Genomic DNA, 18,764 nt, shown 5'->3' with positions numbered 1-18,764 from the left:
AAAGTATAAAATTTCAGATTTGGGGAGCTGTCTAGCTCCAAGCGCCATCGGCTCGAGTCGCTCCGCCCCACACTGCGGCGGCGACAGCCTCCTCGGTGGGGCTTGTGCGCTCTTCGCCGATAGGCGGGCGCTTTGCGCTTTTCTTACGAAAAATATGAACGAATGATCAGATGGAGTTCAGCATCATGTTTTGTTGGAATTTGATGGCGTGCCCCATCGACATAGACGATGCGGACGTCGGGCGCATGTTGTTGAAATATACGCCCATACGCATGAACGTAATAGTCGCGCGCGCCGTATATAAGTAAAAGAGGACAGCGAAGCTCATGCAATCGGTCGGTAGAACGGTAATGAAGTCCTGACACGTACATTTCATACAATCGTTTTCGGTCGCTTAATCGAACGTAGTCAGCGATCATTTGTTGTTCTTCTTTCGTTATGCCGTGGGAACGACCGAGCACGTTTGCTAAAAAAGATAGTCCGTGCCATTTGACCGCATAAATGCCCATGAAAAATTCCCCATACAATAGCGGGGTACACACTTCCGAAAACCCACCAATTAATATAAGTGCTTTCACTTGATGTGGATATTGTAACGCAAAATGTTGTGCAATCGAGCCTCCGTTTGAATAGCCACAAACGATCGCCTCTTTGATTTGTAAATGATTAAACAGCTCATGTAAATCGCTCGCTAACATATCCATCGTGATCGGCTTATTTCCTTTTCCGCTTTTTCCATTTCCTCTTAAATCGTACGTGACGACTTGAAATGAAGAAGAAAGTTCGCGTTGCTGGCGATGAAACGTCACGCTTCCCATGCCGGGTGGATGAACGAATACAATCGGTGTCCCACTTCCTACCGTTTCATAGTACAAAGGAACGGAATGTTCGACAAATGTGTAAGCCATTTCGCATCTTCCTTTCGTTTTCATACGAATAGTATGCGAAAAAAGATCGATATTTTATGCTTGTTTCAATTTAATGGAAGAAAAGTTTAAAAGTATACGGTTAATAGAATTGTAGTTTCATGTTATCATATGAGCAGAGAAGCGCTTCAAAAAAAGAAAAAAGGAGTTTGGGACGATGAAAAAAACGATTGTAGCTGGAGCGGTATTATCGACGTTATTTTTAGGGGAAAAAGCGGTAGATGCCGCGCAATATACAGTCAAATCAGGCGATTCGTTATGGAAAATTGCCCAAACGTTCCGTACGTCAGTGACTGAATTAAAAACGTTAAATCAGCTAACGACAGATACGATTTTTATTGGACAAGTATTACAAGTGCCTGATGCACAAACAACTGTTCAAACAACTGCGCCAACAAATACAACGACAAATACAACGACAAATACAACAACTACGACATATACTATTCAAAGCGGCGATACGTTATCTACAATTGCGAGAAAATGGAATACAACCGTCACACGTCTTCTCGAACTGAATCCGACGATTACAGACGTGAATCGTATTTATGTTGGACAAGTATTACAAGTGCCGGCGGCAAGTACAACAAATACAACGACAAATCAATTGACGTCACCAACGCCAGCACCAACAACGATAACACCGCCAACAACGACAAATAGCGCAACAAAACGATATATCGTTCAACCGGGCGATACGTTATCTACGATTGCGAAAACATTTAATACAACAGTAAGCGATTTACTTGCGTTAAATCCAAGTATAACGAGCGCCGATTTCATTCGTGTCGGGCAAACAATTTACGTGCCGCTTTCTTGGGAAGAAAGAGCGAATGCAGTGATTGAAACAGGGAAAAAATATATCGGTGCAGCATATTTGTTCGGTGCACCGACGACGCGCACAGACGTGTTTGACTGCTCATCGTTTACGTATCGTGTATATAGCGAAAACGGCATCACGTTGCCGCGCACATCGCGCGAACAAGCGATGGTCGGAACTGAAGTGCCGCTTGCAAGCGTTCGAAAAGGCGACTTAATCTTTTTTGATACGACAGGAGACGGCGTCATTAACCACGTATCGATTGTCGTCGATAGTTCAACGTTGTTGCATGCCGCAACAAGCACGGGAGTCGCGTTTGCGAACATGAAACCGTATTGGGCACCGCGTGCAGTAAAAGCCGTTCGTCTTTTTTAATTGAAAGGAAGATGCCTCTTACGTTTGAGGCATCTTTTCGTTTATGCGAAGCACCGTTTCGATCGCCTCATGCACGGAGGAAACGACGTAGCGTGCTTCTTTTTTCACTTGCTCATGCGCGTGCGACATGACGAAACTATGCGGGGTGAGGCGAAACATCGGAATATCGTTGAACGAGTCGCCAAAGCAAGCGACTTGGTCCGGTTGAATGTGTAAATGATTCATTAACAGTTGAAGCGCTTCACCTTTGCTAATTCGTTTCGGCATAATGTCTAAACAACGCGGTTCAGAAATGAACGTATCGACATACGGTCCCCACGTTTCATTGACGACGTGTTCAAAATGGTTGACGACATGTTCTTCCGCAATGACCGTAATTTTTGACGGGTGGATGTCACGCCCGATCGCATGAAGCATCTCTCGCTTTTCAACAATATCGAAAAATAACCGAGCTCTCATTTGTTCGATTTGTTCCGTTTTCGTTTCGACAAAGCTCGTTTGTTCGTTACATACGAGCACGATCGCTTCCAGCGTGCGCGCTCGTTCATAAATGGAACGCGCAAGCGCGGGATCGAATGCGCGCTCATGAAGAAGGCGGTGATCGCTTGTGTACACAAATGCGCCGTTTTGGCTAATGCGATGCGCGTCATGACCGATTTCTTTTAACACTTCTAAAATTTCATTATCCATTCGCCCGGAAGCGACAGCAAACTGGATGCCGCTTGTTATGGCACGAACGACCGCTTCCCGATCTTCTTTTTTCACGCGTCGGTCGTAACCGAGCAATGTGCCGTCTAAATCGGTGACGATGAGTTGAATCATCATGGCAACTCCTTTCCATTTCGTGATGAACAAAAGTTTAATCGAACAAACGCATTTATGCAATTGAAATGGCTCATTGTAAAAAAACGTTCACAGCTGTCTTGACAAAAAACATCTCATTTCCATTGACGTTGCTTCGTTCGTTTCGTAACATTGAAAGTAATGTAAACGTTTTTAAAGGAGCGAACTAGACGTGGAACAATCGTTTCGCATTGAAAAAATATTAAACAACAACGTGCTCATTGCCTCGCATCCAACGTACGATGAAGTCGTGTTAATCGGGAAAGGCATTGGCTTTGGCAAAAAGAAAGGAGACGCCATTGAACAAAAACATGTTGAAAAATGGTTTATTTTAAAAAATGAGCGTGAACAAGAACAATATAAAAAGTTGTTGCCGCATGTCGATGAAGAATTTATCGGCTTAATGAACGACATCATTTACCACATCCGAAAACGAACGAACAGCCCATTAAACGAACATATTCACGTCGCATTAACGGACCATATTTTGTTCGCAATGAAGCGATTAGAACAAGGAATGGACATTAAAAATCCGTTTTTAGTGGAAACGAAAAGTTTATATCCGCTTGAATATGACGTCGCTACCGAAGTGGTAAACATGTTAAATGACCGATTGCACATTCAACTCCCTGAAGGAGAAATCGGCTTTATCGCTTTACACATTCATAGTGCGTTAACGAATCATCAATTATCGGAAGTGAATCAACATTCGCAACTCATTTCTCGCCTCGTTTCTGTCGTCGAAGAACAGCTCGACATTCGCATTGACCGCGAAAGCATTCATTATTTACGGTTTGTTCGTCATTTACGCTATGCGATTGAGCGAGTGAAAAAAGGAGAAAAAATTGAAGAGCCAAAAAAATTATCAAACATATTGAAAGAGACGTACCCACTATGCTATAATTTGTCGTGGAAGCTCATAAAAATTATGCAGCAAACGTTGCAGCTTCCGGTAGATGAAGCAGAAGCAGTATATTTAACGTTGCATTTGCAGCGGTTAACTGGAAAAAGTGAATAAATGGGCACTTATCTTTACGTGTTACTGATTCGATCAGGCATGAGTAAAGAAGGCAAGAAAAGTGGTGTAACGAAATATTCGTTACATAATACCCTTTTTCTGTCATTCTTTGCTCATGCCTTTTTGTTTTCTCTTATTTGCAAATGCTTACATTTGTTAGACGTCTAACGTTCCGCTTCATCTACTTTTCATGCATGAATATGCCGTTTGTTGCAAACGTTAACATGATGAAGGAGGGTTTTATATGAAAAAAGCGTTTGGTACGTTACAAAAAGTCGGTAAAGCGCTTATGCTTCCCGTTGCGATTTTACCGGCAGCAGGTATTTTGCTTGCGTTTGGTAACGCGTTACAAAACCCAGCTTTAATTGAAAAAATTCCAGCGTTAGAAACAGGCTGGGTCGAAATGGTTGCGAAAGTCATGGAGCAATCAGGTGGCATTGTATTTGCGAACTTGCCGCTTTTATTCGCCGTTGGGGTTGCCGTCGGATTAGCTGGCGGTGAAGGGGTTGCTGGTTTAGCAGCAATCATTGGCTACTTAGTCATGAATGTAACAATGAGCGTCATTTTAGGTGTCACATCCGATCAAATCGGCACAGACCCATCGTTTGCAAACGTCTTAGGTATTCCGACGTTGCAAACAGGGGTATTCGGCGGGATTATCGTCGGTATTTTAGCCGCGTATATGTACAACAAATACTTTAATATTGAATTGCCATCTTATTTAGGTTTCTTCGCAGGAAAGCGTTTCGTTCCGATTGTAACCGCTGCATCCGCGTTAATTCTCGGTATTGCGATGACGTGGTTATGGCCGCCTGTTCAACATGGCTTAAACGCATTTTCGCACAATATGATTGACGCAAACCGTACGTTAGCTGCATTTATTTTCGGTGTCATCGAGCGCGCATTAATTCCGTTCGGTTTACACCACATTTTCTACTCACCGTTCTGGTTTGAGTTCGGTCAATACGTAAACAAAGCAGGCGAGCTTGTACGCGGAGACCAACGCATTTTCTTCGAACAAATTAAAGACGGTGCCGAGCTAACAGCGGGTACGTTTATGACAGGAAAATTCCCGTTCATGATGTTCGGTTTACCAGCAGCGGCGCTTGCGATTTATCATGAAGCGCGTCCAGAAAATAAAAAAGTCGTTGCAGGGATTATGGCATCTGCCGCGTTAACATCGTTTTTAACAGGGATTACAGAACCGATTGAATTCTCATTCTTGTTCGTTGCGCCAGCATTGTTTGCGATTCATACGATTTTCGCAGGTTTATCATTTATGCTTATGCACATCTTAAACGTCAAAATCGGTATGACGTTCTCTGGTGGTGTGATCGACTACTTACTATTCGGTGTGTTGCCGGGCCGTACAGCATGGTGGCTCGTCATTCCAGTCGGTCTTGTGTTTGCGGTCATTTACTACTTCGGATTCCGTTTTGCGATTCGCAAATGGGATTTAGCAACACCAGGTCGTGAAAAAGAAACGACAGAAACGACAGCTTCAGCAGACGCAGGCGAACTTCCGCACGAAATTTTAGCGGCGCTTGGCGGAAAAGAAAATATCGCCCATTTAGATGCGTGCATCACGCGTTTACGTGTATCTGTCAACGACATTCAACATGTCGATAAAGATCGTTTAAAAGCGCTCGGCGCAGCAGGCGTATTAGAAGTCGGCAACAACATTCAAGCGATTTTCGGACCGAAATCAGACATTTTAAAAACACAAATTAAGGATATTATGGAAGGCCGCGTGCCGACAAAAGCAGTAGAAAAAGCAAAACCAGCGGTGCAAGCGACAGGAGAAACAGAACAAGTCGCATCGCCTTTAACAGGAAAAGTCGTTCCACTTTCTGAAGTGCCAGATCAAGTGTTTTCAACAAAAATGATGGGCGACGGTTTTGCGGTTGAGCCGACAGACGGGACAGTCGTATCGCCAGTAGACGGAACGATCGTGAACGTGTTCCCGACAAAACATGCGATCGGCATTCAATCAAACACAGGTCGTGAAGTGCTCATCCACTTCGGTATTGATACAGTGAAATTAAACGGTCAAGGATTTGAAGCGCTCGTATCAGAAGGTGCAGCAGTGAAAAAAGGACAACCAATTTTAAAAGTTGACCTTGCATACGTGAAACAACATGCTCCTTCTGTCGTCACGCCAATTATTTTCACGAACTTACAAGCAGGAGAAACAGTACAAATCGCGAAACAAGGAACAGTAACAAAAGGCGAAGACGTTGTCGTCGTTCAAAAATAATTTACTTGCAAAATGCGTCATTTTTCGGTAAAAAAACATAGAGGGTTTTCGCCCTCTATGTTTTCAAAATATAAAGTGAGGAGATGAGCAATATGCAAAAAACGTTTCAAGTAACAGCAGAATCTGGTATTCATGCCCGTCCAGCAACAATGTTAGTTCAAACAGCGAGCAAATTCGATAGCGACATTCAATTAGAGTACAACGGCAAAAAAGTGAACTTAAAATCGATTATGGGTGTTATGTCATTAGGCATTCCACAAGGTGCGCAAATTACAATTTCAGCTGAAGGTAGCGATGCAGCAGAAGCAATCAACGCATTAACAGAAACGTTAGCAAAAGAAGGATTAGCTCAATAATGAAAAAACTGCAAGGGATTGCTGCATCGAATGGCATTGCCATTGCGAAGGCGTACCGTTTAGAACATCCCGATTTAACGGTTGAAAAACAAACGATTGAAAACCCAGCTGAACAAGTAAGCCGTTTCCAACAAGCGCTCGCCAAAGCGAAAGAAGAGCTAAAAGCCATTCAAGCGCACGCATTAAAAGAGCTTGGCGAAGATAAAGCGGCTATTTTCTCCGCCCATTTACTCGTACTAAGCGACCCAGAACTCGTCCAAGCTGTTGAACAAAAAATTGAACAAGAACGCGTCAATGCAGAATTTGCTCTTCATGACGTCGCATCGATGTTTATTGCGATGTTTGAAGCGATGGACAACGAATATATGAAAGAGCGTGCTGCGGACATCCGCGATGTAACGAAACGCGTGCTTGCGCATTTATTAGGAGTAACGATTTCAAACCCAAGCATGGTTACCGAAGAAGTCGTCGTGATCGCTGAAGACTTAACGCCGTCCGATACAGCGCAATTAAACCGAAAATATGTGAAAGGTTTTACAACTGACATCGGCGGTCGCACATCTCACTCGGCGATTATGGCTCGTTCGATGGAAATTCCAGCTGTCGTCGGAACGAAAGAAGCGACAGCGACGATTCAAAACGGCGACATCGTCATTATTGACGGACTTGACGGTGAAGTCATCGTCAATCCGACAGGAGAAATCATCGCCCAATATGAACAAAAACGTGCCGCGTTTGCTGCGCAAAAAGCAGAATGGGCGAAGCTCGTTCACGAACAAACGACGACGAAAGACGGTCACCATGTCGAGCTTGCGGCAAACATCGGCACGCCAAACGATGTCGAAGGTGTGCTTGCGAATGGGGCAGAAGGCATCGGGCTATATCGTACAGAATTTTTATACATGGGACGCAACGAGTTGCCGACAGAAGAAGAACAGTTTGAAGCATATAAAACGGTATTAGAAAAAATGGAAGGAAAACCTGTTGTCGTTCGTACGCTCGATATTGGCGGCGACAAAGAATTGCCATATTTAGACCTTCCAAAAGAAATGAACCCGTTTTTAGGTTTTCGTGCTATTCGTCTTTGCTTAGATATGCAACAAATGTTCCGTACGCAACTTCGCGCGTTATTGCGCGCAAGCGTATACGGCAACTTAAAAGTGATGTTTCCGATGATTGCGACGTTAGACGAATTCCGTCAAGCGAAAGCGATTCTTTTAGAAGAAAAAGAAAAGCTCGTTGCGGAAGGCGTTCCGGTGTCTGATGAGATTGAAGTCGGCATGATGGTCGAAATCCCAGCTGCAGCCGTATTGGCGGATCAATTCGCAAAAGAAGTCGATTTCTTCAGCATCGGTACAAACGACTTGATTCAATATACGATGGCGTCCGACCGAATGAACGAGCGCGTCTCATATTTATACCAACCGTACAACCCAGCCATTTTGCGCCTCATTTATAACGTCATTGAAGCGGCGCATAAAGAAGGAAAATGGGTTGGCATGTGTGGAGAAATGGCAGGCGAGCAGCTTGCTGTGCCAATTTTACTAGCGTTTGGTTTAGATGAATTTAGCATGAGTGCCACATCAATTTTACGCGTTCGCTCACAATTAAAGAAATTGTCTAAACAAGAAGCAGAACAAGTGAAAAATCATATTTTATCGCTTGCTACAGCAGACGAAGTCGTTCGTTTCGTAAAAGAAACGTTTCACGTATAAGAACCGATTGCTTCGGTTCTTTTTTTATGGAAAAAAATCAGTACAAAACGGTCATAGACAGCGTGGCATGAACCTTTTATAATAAAACTACAACTGTGTTAATTTTTCGACAACGTTCGACACAACTAGGGGGGACTACTTTGTTTCGTTCATTAACGATGAAACTCACTGGTTTAATGGCCTTATTATTAGTCATTGCACTCGTTGCCTCGCAAACGGTCAACTACGTGCAAATGGCGTCTGTCATGAAAGATGATGCAAAAGTGCGTGCCGAGTCGCTCGTGACAGAGCTTGTTGACGATATCGAGCATAGCTTTGATAGCCAAGAAGATGCGTTAAAGCAATTTAGTGAAACGAAATCGTTTCAAACGTTTACAAAAACGGAAGACGCTACGTTATGGAATGAGATTAATCAACAATTTTCGACATTTTTAAACATTCATCAAAAAGTGCAACTTGCCTATATCGGTACGGCAAACGGCAACATGTACACGACACCATCTGTTGAGCTGCCGCCAGATTTTGATCCGACGACGCGCCCATGGTATAAAGCGGCTGTCGCTTCACCGGATAAAGTCATTTGGACGGAGTCGTACGTCGATGCGGTGACAAACGATTATATCGTCACGATCGCCAAAGCGATTGTTGAAAACGGACAAGTCATTGGTGTTATCGGCTTAGACGTATCTTTAAATACGCTCGCGGAAATGGTTGAGCAGTTTAAAGTTGGCTACAACGGATATCCGGTATTGTTCGATCAAAATAAATTTGCGATCGTTCATCCACAGTATAAAGGAAAAGATATGTCTGACCATCCGGTCGTCAAAACGATGTTTGCGAAAGAAAACGGTGCGTACGAATATGAGCAAGACGGCGAAAAGCGATTATTGTACTTTGCGACGATTCCAAAGTTAAATTGGAAAGTCGGAGCGGTATATAAAGAAAAAGATTTATTAGCGACGTTAACAGAGATCGGAAAAACGTCATGGACAGTTGTTGCCATCGCAACGATTCTCGCCTCGCTTCTTATTTATGCCGTATCGCGTTCGATCGTGAGACCAATTATTCAGCTCAATGAGCGTGTGCAACAAGTGGCGACAGGCGATTTAACGGTGCATGTCGAGCCGAAAGGAAACGATGAAATTGCTCAGCTAACAAGCCACTTTAACGATATGGTGTCGCATATGCGTTCATTAATTGGCGAAGTCGATCGCTCCGTTGCAGAACTTGGTAGCGCGGCAGACCATTTAAGCGCTGTCTCCGAAGAAACGATGGCAACGAGCGAGCAAGTGACAACGGCGGTAACAGATATCGCCAAAGGAGTATCCGAACAAGCGAGCAATTTAGATGCGATGAACGACCGCATGAACGACTTATCTGAAAAAATGGGTACGGTGACGCAATCGGCTGAACGAGTGAAACAACTTTCGGATGAAACGAAAGAAGCAAGCTATATGGGCATTGAAAAACTAAATGTGCTGCAAGCAAAATCGACGGAGTCGCAAAACGAATTGCGTTCAGTAGAAACGGTCATTACGGATTTAGGGGCGAAAATGCAGCAAATTGGCGCCATTATTCAAACGATTACTGACATTTCCGCCCAAACGAACTTGCTAGCGTTAAACGCTTCGATTGAAGCAGCAAGAGCAGGGGAGCACGGAAAAGGGTTTGCAGTCGTTGCCGAAGAAGTGCGTAAACTAGCAGAACAATCCGCGCAAGCGACAGAGCAAATTCGCCAAACGATTACGTCCATTCAACAACAAGCCGCACTGGCGACCGAAGCGGTTGACCATACAAAACAAATGAACGATCAACAACAAGTAGCGGTGAATGAAACAGCCGAATCGTTTATGCATATCGCAACGATGATGGAACAATTAACGTCAGCGATTGAACATATTTTTACGCAAATTCACGACGTCAACGAAAATAAAGAACAAATCGTTGCGGCGCTTCAAAACTTAGCGGCCATTTCCGAACAATCGGCTGCATCGGCTGAAGAAGTATCCGCTTCCTCAGAAGAACAATTAAAAGCGTTAAGCACGGTGACAGAAGCGGCAGAACGGCTAAACGATATGAGCCGCTCATTGCAACAACTCATTCACCGTTTCCACGTATAAAGCTAGGTATGATGCCTAGCTTTTTTTATATGTTTGTAACAATTTTTTTCCTTGATTTTTTTTTACATGAGAATTACGATAAATTTAGGAGAAAAGGCCTATATTTGTTTTTTTTGGAGGAGAGGGAGATGGATCAGTCGCTTATGGCGGCGTTAGAAAGTTTGCGCATTGCGCTTCATGTGACGCGCGTTGCTATTTTTCGCTTACATACAACCACTCAAACATATACGTTACAACGCATTCATCATATACAAACACCCTCTTCACGTCCTCTCATGCGTGATAACATCGTGCTTGCGACAGAACATGCCCATTGTTTTGCGCATTTGTATGACGGAAATGTGTTCGTTGGGCATACAGATGAATTAGAAGGTGATGTGCGCACCATTTTTGAAGAATGGGACATTCAATCGTTTATGATCGCTCCCATTTTTATTCACGATGAACGGTGGGGGTTTTTAAGCGTCGTCGATTGCGAACAAAAAAGGACGTTTCCCGCTCATGAACGCGCCATTTTTTTGGCGATCGCCCGCACGATTGGCGAGTCGATTAAACGGGAACAAACGTTACATGAACTGCAACGAATGAAACAAGAAATGGAACAAATGAATGCGACGTTGCAGCGAAAAGTAGAAGAAGAAGTGCGTAAAAACCGCGAAAAAGATTTTATGCTCATCGAGCAATCACGCTATGCGACGATGGGAGAAATGTTAAGAAACATCGCTCATCAATGGCGCCAACCGTTAAATGTGCTCGGCTTGCTTTTGCAAGATATACAAGAAGCGTATGCATATGGAGAACTAGACGAATTGTATTTGCGCACGTCCATTCAAAAATGTTTCATCCAAATTCAACATATGTCGCGAACGATTAACGACTTTCGCAACTTTTTTAAACCGCATAAAGAAGCGACATATTTTCGACCGATTCAAGCGATTCGCCAAGCGTTAAAAATTATTTCAGCGAGTTTAGATCATTACGGCGTTCACTTGCACGTCGAAAATCGCACGCGTGCGCATATGTACGGATTTCCGAACGAAATGAGCCAAGTGCTCATTAATTTGTTGACGAATGCGTGCGAGCAGTTTGTTGCGCGCGATATTGCACGACGAATCATTTGCGTGCGCACATATGCGGACGACTCGTTTATTTACATCCAAGTGAAAGATAATGCAGGCGGCATTGATGAAACAATACAAAAACATATGTTCGAACCGTATGTGACGACGAAAAAAGACGGAACAGGGCTCGGATTATATATGTCAAAAATGATTGTCACGAAAATGAACGGGGATGTATTCGTTTCATCATCGCAAAAAGGAGCGACGTTTACGATTCGCATGCCGCGATATGAAAGGGGAAGGGGATTATGATTACGGTACAAACAGATATTAAAGTATTGTATGTTGAAGATGAGCCGGGCGCGCGCGATATGTTAACGCGTTTATTAAAGCGGCGCATTCGCGATGTAAAAGTCGCGAAAAACGGTCAAGAAGCGCTCGAACTATTTATGACGTTTCGACCTGACATCGTCATTACAGATATTAAAATGCCTTTCTTGAATGGGTTAGAACTCATCCGCCATATTCGCACGATTGATGAGCATGTGCAAATTATTATTACGACTGCCTATGACGACAACGATTTTTTCATTCGCGCCATCGAATACGGGGTAAATCATTTTATTTTAAAGCCAATTGACCATGAAAAATTTTTGCAATCGTTGCAACATTCCATTTATCAACGTCAGCTCGAGCTTGAGCTTGAAAAACAAAAACAATATACGCGCACCATTATCGACTTTCAAGAAAACTTAATATGCATTTTAAACGATGAACGGTTGTTAGATTGCAATTTATCGTTTCAACGTTTTTTCGGGCAAGAACAAATGGAAAAACTTCGTGCCGGTCGGGCGCACGTATGCGATTATTTTCTTCATGAACCCGGCTATTTTTATATGAAAGGGGAAAGGCGTTGGATTCGTCCGCTTATTGACCGCACCATTCCGTTTTTAAAGGTAAAACTGATGTGTAAACAAGGGGAAGAGCACGTCTTTTTAGTGAAAGCGACGTCGTTTCCAGATGAATCGGAGTCGTATTTAGTCGTCTTTACCGACATTACCGCACTTGAAGAAGAAAGCAAGCGAAACGAGTTTTTAGCGACGAAAGACCCGCTCACAAAAACGTTTAACCGACTAAAATTTGATGAGTTTTTTACGCGTGAAATTCAGCGTGCAAAGCGATACAAACATACGTTTTCCATCATTTTATTTGACATTGATCATTTTAAAAAAGTGAACGATACGTATGGACATGACGTTGGTGATGCGGTGTTAGTGCGCATGTGTGAAGCCATTTCAAACCGTTTGCGCGATTGTGACATTTTGGCGCGTTGGGGTGGGGAAGAGTTTATTATTTTAGCCCCTGCAACATCGCGAACAGGCGCATATCGTTTAGCGGAATCGTTACGTCATTTAGTGGAAACCGTTCATTTCCCGAAAGTCGGGCATATTACGTGCAGCTTTGGCGTGTGCGAATATGAACAAGGAATGACGAAAGAGCAAATGGTGAAGCGAGCCGACGAAGCGCTATATGAAGCAAAGCGTGGAGGAAGGAATCGCGTCGTCGTTAGCGAATAGTATAGCGTGAGAGGAGGCGGATGAAATGAAAACAGCGATTGTTGCTGCGTCGAGCCAAGGGCTCGGTAAAGCGATTGCGACAAAACTCGTTTCGCAAGGCGTCCATGTCATGCTTGCGAGCCGCGATGAGCGAAAATTGCACGAAGTCGCTGAACAGTTAAATGCGCTCGGAAAAGGGAAGGCGGCATATACGGTGACGGATGTGACGAATCGAGAAATGATCGAGCAGCTAGTAGAAAAAACGGTGGAAACGTTCGGCGACATTCATTTGTTAGTCAATAACTCTGGGGGACCACCGACAGGGACGTTTGCGACGTTGACAGACGATGATTGGCAACGAGCGTTTGAGTTAAATGTGTTAAGCTACGTGCGTCTTATTCGCGCAGCGTTACCGCATTTGAAAAAGACGAAAGGAAAAATTGTAAATATCGCCTCATCGTCCATTAAAGAGCCGATTCCGGGACTGCTTCTTTCCAATACGTTTCGCCTCGGCATCGTCGGTTTGACGAAAACGCTCGCGCAAGAGCTTGCCCCGTATGGCATTTTAATTAATACCGTTGCACCGGGACGCATTGCGACAGAGCGTGTCGCCTATTTAGACGAACAAAATGCGAAAAAGCTCGGCATTCGCAAAGAAGAACTAGAAGCGCGCATGAAAGCGACGATTCCGCTCGGACGTTACGGCACGCCAGAAGAATTTGCGAACGTCGTCGCCTTTTTATTGTCCGATGAAAATACGTATATGACAGGACAGTCGCTTGTAGTGGATGGCGGCATGGTGAAAGCGATTTAAAATGAGGTGAAACATATGCAAACGATCGGTTTTATTGGGCTTGGTGTGATGGGAAAAAGCATGGCGCGAAATTTGCTTCGGGCAGGTTATTCGCTCGTCGTATATACGCGGACAAAAGAAAAAGCGGAAGATATATTGGCGGAAGGGGCAGTATGGAAAGATGCGGTAAAAGACGTCGCTAAAGCGGCAGACGTCGTCATGACGATGGTCGGCGAGCCGCACGATGTCGAGCACGTATACTTTGGCGATGACGGCATTCTTGCAAATGCAAAACGCGGGACGTATGTCATTGACTTTACGACGTCTAAGCCATCGCTTGCGGTACGCATTCACGAAGCGGCGAAAGAAAAAGGGATATTTGCCCTTGATGCCCCTGTATCGGGGGGGGATATTGGCGCGCGCGACGGCACGTTATCGATTATGGTTGGCGGCGATAAAGAGGCGTTTTCGGCATGCATGCCGCTTCTTTCTCATTTAGGAAAAAATATCGTTTGGCAAGGAGAAGCAGGGGCGGGACAACATACGAAAATGTGCAATCAAATTGCGATTGCGACAAATATGATTGGCGTATGTGAAGCGCTCGTGTATGCGGAAAAAGCAGGATTGGATCCGGAACGAGTGTTGCGCAGCATTTCACAAGGTGCAGCATCCAGCTGGTCGCTTTCCAACTTAGCCCCAAGAATGCTTGCGGGCGATTTTGCTCCCGGCTTTTATGTGAAACATTTTATTAAAGACATGGGCATTGCGCTTGCAGAAGCGGAAACGCTCGGCTTGTCGCTTCCGGGGTTAAAGCTTGCGAAACAGTTGTATGAATCGCTTGCTGAACGGGGAGAAGGACAGAGCGGGACGCAGGCGTTATATAAATGGTATAAAGAATGGTAAAAAGGTGCTTTTAGCGAGCACCTTTTTTTACGTATGACTCGATGCGATCGAGACCTTTTTGTAACGCATCGATCGAGCAAGCGTATGACAAGCGAATATATCCTTCGCCGTATGTAGAAAACGCACTTCCTGGCACGACCGCTACTTTCGCTTCTTTCGCAAGCTTGAGGGCGAACTCAAATGAGGAGTGATGAAACGTTGCGATCGATGGAAAAATGTAAAACGCTCCGTTCGGCTTTTGTACGTGAAAGCCTATGGTGCAAAGGCGGTCGTACACATATTCCATTCGTTCAGCATATTGCTTTTTCATCTCCTCGGCATCGTTTATTCCGACCGTTAACGCTTCTAGCGCTGCTTTTTGTGAAATGGACGTCGCGCATGAAACGTTATATTGATGCACTTTTAATATATGCTCAATGACCCATTGCCGCGCAAATAAAAGACCGATGCGAAATCCGGTCATCGCATGCGATTTGCTGACGCCGTTAATGACGATCGTTTGGTCAGGAAGCCATTTCGCAATCGATTCATGCGTCCCTGTAAACACAAGTTCACTATAAATTTCATCTGAAATGACCCAAATCGGTTTGTCTTTCACAAGTTGAGCGATTTGTTGCAATTCGTCGCTCGTTAACGTCATTCCTGTTGGATTGGACGGATACGGAAGCACGATACAGCGCGTTCGCTCAGTTATAAACGGCTCGATTTGTTCAGCTAACAGCTTAAAATTTGTCTGGCGCGTATCGACATAGACAGGCGTAGCACCACATAAACGAATAATCGGCTCGTACCCTGGATAAATCGGGGCAGGGAGAATGACTTCCGAGCCTTCTGTTAAAATGGTGCGAAACGCAATATCAAGCGCTTGGCTTGCTCCGACAGTGACGATTACTTCATCGGTTGTATAGCGCAGCCCGTATTTCGTTTCAACAAAACGGCAAGCCGCTTCCCGTAAAGGCAAGTATCCCGCATTATGCGTATAAGAAGTAAATTGCTCATCAAGCGCTCGCTTCGTTGCTTCTTTAATATGTTCCGGCGTCGGAAAATCAGGCTGTCCAATCGTTAACGAAATGATATCTTTTTCTTGTGCAACGAGATTAAAAAATTGGCGAATGCCAGATAACTGAATATGTTGCACACGTTCATTGATCGGAAGCATCATCGTTTTTCACCTTTCTTCATTTTCTTTTTATTAAACAATAAAAGGTGAACGTTTCGCAATGTGTTTTTGCGTCAAACGTTCACCTTATGTGCTGTTCTGTCGTTTCACAGTCGATCATGCGTGCACTTCCTCCAAATGACGATAGCGTTCTAGAAGCTCGTTGTATTGTTGTGCGAGGGTTAGAAACAACGCTTCATCCCGTTGCTCAAGCGCCTTGTCAATATCGCGCATGAGCCGATCTCTTTCGTAGCGAAACAACGCCTGTTCGATCACAAATTGTGCTGCTTGTTTGTAATCTGTGAGATCATACGGTTGAGATACGAGTGCCATATCATTGTACTTTTCAAACATGTTTCATTCCCCCTTAGAGAGAAGAATATTCTTCTCCTTTTCTACATTATAAAGAGTTTTTTGTAAATTGTAAATAAAATTTTGAAAAATGAAAACAAAAAAATAAAAGCTGACGAATGCCAGTTTTTTAAAAGATAAGAAAGTATAAAATTTCAGATTCATGTCTAGCTCCAAGCGCCATCGGCTCGAGTCGCTCCGTCCCACACTGCGGCGGCGACAGCCTCCTCGGTGGGACTCGTGCGCTCTTCGCCGATAGGCGGGCGCTTTTCGCTTTTCTTATATTAATAACCGTAATCCCAGTCGATTTCTTCATCATGCCAAAGAACCGCTTCTGTTTCTTCGTCTGCGACTTCTTCCAGTTGTTCTTTTTCTACATCTTCTAAAATCGTAACCGTATGATTTTCTTCAAAAAGAATGGCTAACCCTTTCATTTTGACACCTTCTCTTTTCGTGTTTTTCTTCACAAACATTGTAACGCCCTTCGCTTGTCCACGTCTATGATGTTCATAAAGATGTCAATGTTTTTGTTTTTTCTGAAAATACGAACACATTTATGTCCGTTAGCGAGTGTGCTACAATACAAAAGGAACAATGATCAGGAGGCATCACATGTTTAGCGCTGTGATTAAACCGCTCGTTGTCAATATTACTATTTTATTTTCACTCGTTTTTAATGCAAATTTATTTTTTCCATTTCGTCGAAAAATGGTGCTCACTTGGAAACAAAAAATGATGTACGGCGTTGCTGCATCGTTTACGGCTTTGTTATGTATGATGTATCCAATTCAGCCGTTAGCGAAAACGAACTTCGACTTTCGCATGATCGTCATTTTAGTGACGACATTATATATCGGAAAAACGGCTGGGCTGTTATGTACGTTCACCGTTGTTATCGCACGGTTCATCATTGGCGGTCCGTTCGCTTATGCAGGAGCGACCGTTTCTGTATTTGCATACGTTGTCGGCATATTGTTTCGCTCGTCTTTTTTTAACGTCAAAAGAAAAATGTTATATGGGCTTATGATCGTTTTCATTTATCTCATTTTATATATCGCAACGATTATATACGCCGTTCCGCCGCTTCCTTGGCGATTTTATGTCGTTTACTTCTCCTTTTTTATCGCCATGTTTTTAGCGCTTATTTACGTCATCGAGCGACTCATTCAATTTAACGAGCAGTTTGACGATATGATTTACCTCGATAAACTAGCGACGGTCAGCGAAATGGCGGCTTCATTTGCCCATGAAATTCGCAATCCGCTCACGACGGTGCGGGGCTTCGTCCAATTTTTAAGCAAAGATACGACCGATGAAAACGTAAAAAAGTTTGCCCCGATCATTTTAGAAGAATTAGACCGAACGAATGACATTATTACAGAATATTTAACGCTCGCTAAACCAGCATCCTTTCAACTGCAAAAAGTGAACATCGATGACATTTTACATACCTCTGTCCATTTATTAAGTCCGCTCGGTACGATGACGAACGTGTCGCTACATCTCTACACAGAAGGTAAAAGCGACGTGTATGGCGATGCGCATTATTTAAAACAAGCGCTCTTAAACGTGATGAAAAACGGGATTGAAGCGATTGAATACGGTGGGGCGGTGACGGTTCATAAAACGGTCGATGAAAAAGAAAAGGAAGTCATTATCACGATTCGCGATACAGGAAAAGGAATGACTGAAGATGAGCTGAAAAATATCGGCTTGCCGTACTATACGACAAAATCGAAAGGAACCGGGCTTGGAAGCATGATCGCCTCTCGGCTCATTCGCCAAATGGGAGGAACGATGGCGTACGAAAGCCGACTAAATGAAGGAACGACCGTTACGATTACATTACCGCTATATGAAGGGGATTAGTCCCCTTCTTTTTTCATATAGTCGATAAACATCGTGATCGTATCGATCGTAAAAGTCGACAGCGGTTCAGATAAGTGAGAAAACATCCATAGTTTTAATGCCCCAAAATATAGTTGAAGAGCGATTAACGAAAGCGTTTCGGAAGATCGTTTCGTTCGAATGTCTCCGCATCGTTTCCCTTCTTCAAATATGTTCGTCAACATATGAATAAAAGGAGTGAACGGAAGCGTCTCTTGTTGTTTTCCCGTATAAATATGTACCATGGATTTCGTCACTTCTTTTCCGAGTTTTTCGTGCATCGTTGTTAATTCATAAAACAACTGCTCGATTTGCTTATGCCACATTCGTTCCTCGCTTTCTTGCACCCTTTTACATATGCGTTCTACATGCGTGGAAAACACGCTTTGTAACACTTCTTCTTTCGTGCGAAAATAATTAAAAAACGTTCCTTTCGCGACACCCGCTTCATTTGTAATTTGTAAAACGGTCGTTTGCTCATACCCTTGTTTTTGAAATAATTGAAGGGCGGTTTGTTGGAGCAATATTCTCGTTTGCTTTTTTTGTCTCTCTCTTTTCATCATGAGTCCCCCATTATCATCGTCTACTTTTATTATAGTGATTTTTACCTAGGAATAAAGTAAT

17 protein-coding genes are annotated in these 18,764 nt (G+C 43.7%); 11 read left to right on the top strand and 6 right to left on the bottom strand.

Annotated features, from left to right (window positions below; all coding sequences use genetic code 11):
* Positions 1–143: 143 nt before the first annotated feature.
* Positions 144–908 (bottom strand): alpha/beta fold hydrolase, encoded by a 765-nt coding sequence (locus ES017_RS01495; RefSeq protein WP_021095635.1) that lies wholly within the window; start codon positions 906–908, stop codon positions 144–146.
* A 175-nt stretch (positions 909–1,083) separates the two neighbouring features.
* On the opposite strand from ES017_RS01495, the gene ES017_RS01490 reads away from it, so the two are divergent.
* Positions 1,084–2,121, top strand: coding sequence for a C40 family peptidase (locus ES017_RS01490; protein WP_021095634.1), 1,038 nt, complete (start codon positions 1,084–1,086; stop codon positions 2,119–2,121).
* Between the two features lie 18 nt (positions 2,122–2,139).
* On the opposite strand, the gene ES017_RS01485 is transcribed toward ES017_RS01490, so the two are convergent.
* A complete protein-coding gene (locus tag ES017_RS01485) occupies positions 2,140–2,943 on the bottom strand; it encodes an HAD family hydrolase (RefSeq protein ID WP_021095633.1) in 804 nt (267 codons plus the stop codon).
* 193 nt (positions 2,944–3,136) lie between these two features.
* On the opposite strand from ES017_RS01485, the gene glcT reads away from it, so the two are divergent.
* From glcT to ES017_RS01440, 9 genes are all read left to right on the top strand, one after another.
* Complete coding sequence (glcT, locus tag ES017_RS01480; RefSeq protein WP_171334635.1) at positions 3,137–3,982, top strand: glucose PTS transporter transcription antiterminator GlcT; 846 nt, start codon at positions 3,137–3,139, stop codon at positions 3,980–3,982.
* Positions 3,983–4,226: 244 nt separating this feature from the next.
* Positions 4,227–6,239 (top strand): glucose-specific PTS transporter subunit IIBC, encoded by a 2,013-nt coding sequence (gene ptsG / locus ES017_RS01475; RefSeq protein WP_021094503.1) that lies wholly within the window; start codon positions 4,227–4,229, stop codon positions 6,237–6,239.
* 83 nt (positions 6,240–6,322) lie between these two features.
* Positions 6,323–6,595 carry a phosphocarrier protein HPr gene (locus ES017_RS01470; RefSeq protein ID WP_275451378.1) on the top strand — a complete coding sequence of 91 codons (273 nt, stop codon included), beginning with the start codon at positions 6,323–6,325 and terminating at the stop codon, positions 6,593–6,595.
* Positions 6,595–8,310, top strand: coding sequence for a phosphoenolpyruvate--protein phosphotransferase (gene ptsP, locus ES017_RS01465; protein WP_171334634.1), 1,716 nt, complete (start codon positions 6,595–6,597; stop codon positions 8,308–8,310). Before ES017_RS01470 ends, ptsP begins: the two co-directional genes overlap by 1 nt.
* A 140-nt stretch (positions 8,311–8,450) precedes the next feature.
* On the top strand, positions 8,451–10,430 hold the full coding sequence (locus tag ES017_RS01460) for a methyl-accepting chemotaxis protein (protein ID WP_171334633.1): 1,980 nt from the start codon (positions 8,451–8,453) through the stop codon (positions 10,428–10,430).
* Positions 10,431–10,558: 128 nt separating this feature from the next.
* Positions 10,559–11,803, top strand: a complete 1,245-nt coding sequence (locus ES017_RS01455) for a GAF domain-containing sensor histidine kinase (protein ID WP_042533682.1) — start codon at positions 10,559–10,561, stop codon at positions 11,801–11,803.
* Positions 11,800–13,068 carry a GGDEF domain-containing response regulator gene (locus ES017_RS01450; protein WP_021094498.1) on the top strand — a complete coding sequence of 423 codons (1,269 nt, stop codon included), beginning with the start codon at positions 11,800–11,802 and terminating at the stop codon, positions 13,066–13,068. The genes ES017_RS01455 and ES017_RS01450 overlap by 4 nt, the downstream gene beginning before the upstream one ends.
* A 25-nt stretch (positions 13,069–13,093) precedes the next feature.
* On the top strand, positions 13,094–13,861 hold the full coding sequence (locus ES017_RS01445) for an SDR family oxidoreductase (protein WP_042533684.1): 768 nt from the start codon (positions 13,094–13,096) through the stop codon (positions 13,859–13,861).
* 15 nt (positions 13,862–13,876) lie between these two features.
* Positions 13,877–14,743 carry an NAD(P)-dependent oxidoreductase gene (locus ES017_RS01440; protein WP_171334632.1) on the top strand — a complete coding sequence of 289 codons (867 nt, stop codon included), beginning with the start codon at positions 13,877–13,879 and terminating at the stop codon, positions 14,741–14,743.
* A gap of 10 nt (positions 14,744–14,753) precedes the next feature.
* Here the strand turns inward: ES017_RS01440 and ES017_RS01435 are convergent, their stop codons facing one another.
* The 3 genes from ES017_RS01435 to ES017_RS01425 form a co-directional block, all read right to left on the bottom strand.
* Entirely contained in the window at positions 14,754–15,905 is a 1,152-nt protein-coding gene (locus ES017_RS01435; protein WP_171334631.1) for an aminotransferase A, read from the bottom strand.
* A 114-nt stretch (positions 15,906–16,019) separates the two neighbouring features.
* A complete protein-coding gene (locus tag ES017_RS01430; RefSeq protein WP_171334630.1) occupies positions 16,020–16,256 on the bottom strand; it encodes an IDEAL domain-containing protein in 237 nt (78 codons plus the stop codon).
* Between the two features lie 281 nt (positions 16,257–16,537).
* Complete coding sequence (locus ES017_RS01425; RefSeq protein WP_009362570.1) at positions 16,538–16,687, bottom strand: hypothetical protein; 150 nt, start codon at positions 16,685–16,687, stop codon at positions 16,538–16,540.
* A 178-nt stretch (positions 16,688–16,865) separates the two neighbouring features.
* Here ES017_RS01425 and ES017_RS01420 point away from each other — a divergent pair, with 178 nt between their 5' ends.
* The gene (locus ES017_RS01420; RefSeq protein ID WP_171334629.1) at positions 16,866–18,122 is read left to right on the top strand and encodes an ATP-binding protein; all 1,257 of its coding nucleotides are present in this window, start codon (positions 16,866–16,868) and stop codon (positions 18,120–18,122) included.
* Here the strand turns inward: ES017_RS01420 and ES017_RS01415 are convergent.
* Positions 18,119–18,703, bottom strand: a complete 585-nt coding sequence (locus ES017_RS01415) for a TetR/AcrR family transcriptional regulator (protein ID WP_244463781.1) — start codon at positions 18,701–18,703, stop codon at positions 18,119–18,121. The two genes, ES017_RS01420 and ES017_RS01415, sit on opposite strands and share 4 nt — an antisense overlap.
* Between the last annotated feature and the right edge of the window lie 61 nt (positions 18,704–18,764).

The organism is Anoxybacillus sp. EFIL (genome assembly GCF_013096955.1).
GTDB classification, from domain to species: domain Bacteria; phylum Bacillota; class Bacilli; order Bacillales; family Anoxybacillaceae; genus Anoxybacillus; species Anoxybacillus ayderensis.
The sequence above is the reverse complement of the archived record's forward strand: the minus strand, read 5'-3'. Positions and strand labels throughout refer to the sequence as shown.

Excerpts from the sequence above, each read along its gene's own strand:
- ptsP (WP_171334634.1), top strand. The coding sequence starts at position 6,595 with ATGAAAAAACTGCAAGGGATTGCTGCATCGAATGGCATTGCCATTGCG.
- ES017_RS01450 (WP_021094498.1), top strand. The coding sequence starts at position 11,800 with ATGATTACGGTACAAACAGATATTAAAGTATTGTATGTTGAAGATGAG.
- ES017_RS01485 (WP_021095633.1), bottom strand. The coding sequence starts at position 2,943 with ATGATTCAACTCATCGTCACCGATTTAGACGGCACATTGCTCGGTTAC.
- ES017_RS01430 (WP_171334630.1), bottom strand. The coding sequence starts at position 16,256 with ATGTTTGAAAAGTACAATGATATGGCACTCGTATCTCAACCGTATGAT.
- ES017_RS01495 (WP_021095635.1), bottom strand. The coding sequence starts at position 908 with ATGGCTTACACATTTGTCGAACATTCCGTTCCTTTGTACTATGAAACG.
- ES017_RS01445 (WP_042533684.1), top strand. The coding sequence starts at position 13,094 with ATGAAAACAGCGATTGTTGCTGCGTCGAGCCAAGGGCTCGGTAAAGCG.
- ES017_RS01490 (WP_021095634.1), top strand. The coding sequence starts at position 1,084 with ATGAAAAAAACGATTGTAGCTGGAGCGGTATTATCGACGTTATTTTTA.
- ES017_RS01440 (WP_171334632.1), top strand. The coding sequence starts at position 13,877 with ATGCAAACGATCGGTTTTATTGGGCTTGGTGTGATGGGAAAAAGCATG.
- ES017_RS01455 (WP_042533682.1), top strand. The coding sequence starts at position 10,559 with ATGGATCAGTCGCTTATGGCGGCGTTAGAAAGTTTGCGCATTGCGCTT.
- ptsG (WP_021094503.1), top strand. The coding sequence starts at position 4,227 with ATGAAAAAAGCGTTTGGTACGTTACAAAAAGTCGGTAAAGCGCTTATG.
- ES017_RS01425 (WP_009362570.1), bottom strand. The coding sequence starts at position 16,687 with ATGAAAGGGTTAGCCATTCTTTTTGAAGAAAATCATACGGTTACGATT.
- ES017_RS01470 (WP_275451378.1), top strand. The coding sequence starts at position 6,323 with ATGAGCAATATGCAAAAAACGTTTCAAGTAACAGCAGAATCTGGTATT.
- ES017_RS01420 (WP_171334629.1), top strand. The coding sequence starts at position 16,866 with ATGTTTAGCGCTGTGATTAAACCGCTCGTTGTCAATATTACTATTTTA.
- ES017_RS01415 (WP_244463781.1), bottom strand. The coding sequence starts at position 18,703 with ATGATGAAAAGAGAGAGACAAAAAAAGCAAACGAGAATATTGCTCCAA.
- ES017_RS01435 (WP_171334631.1), bottom strand. The coding sequence starts at position 15,905 with ATGATGCTTCCGATCAATGAACGTGTGCAACATATTCAGTTATCTGGC.